The organism is Paraburkholderia oxyphila NBRC 105797 (genome assembly GCF_000685075.1).
Classification (GTDB): Bacteria; Pseudomonadota; Gammaproteobacteria; order Burkholderiales; family Burkholderiaceae; genus Paraburkholderia; species Paraburkholderia oxyphila.
In genome coordinates this window covers 1-1,339 of sequence record NZ_BAYD01000271.1, presented here as the reverse complement: position 1 = coordinate 1,339, position 1,339 = coordinate 1, and the positions used below count along the sequence as shown (strand labels likewise).

Annotated in this window: 1 protein-coding gene; it reads left to right on the top strand. The window is 62.0% G+C overall.

The genetic code is table 11. The annotated features are described in order from the left end of the window. The coding region (locus tag BO1_RS48855) for an ABC transporter substrate-binding protein (RefSeq protein WP_028223779.1) at nucleotides 1–1,267 on the top strand (1,267 nt) is incomplete at its 5' end. Nucleotides 1,268–1,339 lie beyond the last annotated feature (72 nt).

Below are 1,339 nucleotides of genomic sequence, written 5' to 3'. Positions count from 1 at the left end.
TGCGGACGACGTCGTGTTCACGTTCGACCGCATGCTGAACCCGAACAACGCGTTCCGCAAGGCTTACCCGGTGTCGTTCCCGTACTTCACCGACATGGGCCTCGACAAGCTGATCGCCAAGGTCGAGAAGGTCGATCCGTACACCGTGAAGTTCACGCTGAACGAGCCGAACGCGCCGTTCATCCAGAACATGGCGATGGAATTCGCCTCGATCTTGTCGGCGGAATACGCGGACCAGTTGATGAAGGCCGGCAAGGCCGCCGACATCAACCAGTATCCGCTGGGCACGGGCCCCTTCATCTTCAAGAGCTACACGAAGGACGCGACCATCCGTTTCGATGGCAATCCTGATTACTGGAAGCCGGGCGCCGTGAAGCTCTCGAAGCTGATCTTCTCGATCACACCGGACGCCAGCGTGCGCGTGCAGAAGATCAAGCGCGACGAGTGCCAGGTGATGACCTATCCGCGCCCCGCGGATATCGCTCCGCTGAAGGCCGAGTCGGGCATCGCGATGCCCTCGCAGCCGGGCTTCAACCTCGGCTATCTGTCGTACAACGTCGAGCACAAGCCGCTCGACAAGGTCGAAGTGCGCGAGGCGCTCGACATGGCGATCAACAAGAAGGCGATCATCGACTCGGTGTACCAGGGCGCGGGCCAGGCCGCGACCAACCCGATGCCGCCCACGCAATGGTCCTACGACAAGAGCCTGAAGGCGAACCCGTACGACCCCGAGAAGGCGAAGGCGCTGCTCGCGAAGGCGGGCCTCGCGAGCGGCTTCGAGATCACGCTCTGGGCGATGCCGGTGCAGCGCGCCTATAACCCGAACGCACGCCTGATGGCCGAGATGATCCAGGCCGACTGGGCCAAGATCGGCGTGAAGGCCAAGATCGTCACGTATGAATGGGGCGAGTACATCAAGCGTGCGCACGCGGGTGAAGACGACTCCATGCTGATTGGCTGGACGGGCGACAACGGCGACCCGGACAACTGGCTCGGCACGCTGCTCGGCTGCGAGGCCGTGAACGGCAACAACTTCGGCAAGTGGTGCTACAAGCCGTTCGACGAGCTGGTCCAGAAGGGCCGCCAGACCTCGGACCAGGCACAGCGCACGAAGTACTACATGCAGGCGCAGCAGATCTTCGCGCAGCAACTGCCGTTCTCGCCGATCGCCCACTCGACCGTCTATCAGCCGGTCAGCAAGAAGGTGATCGACATGCGCATCGAGCCGCTGGGCTACGCGCGCTTCGACGGCGTCGGCATGCAGTAATGTTGGTCGCGTAGTGTCGTAGTGTTTAACTCACTTTCGCTCAGTCAGCACCTGCACGGAAAACTGTCGAAA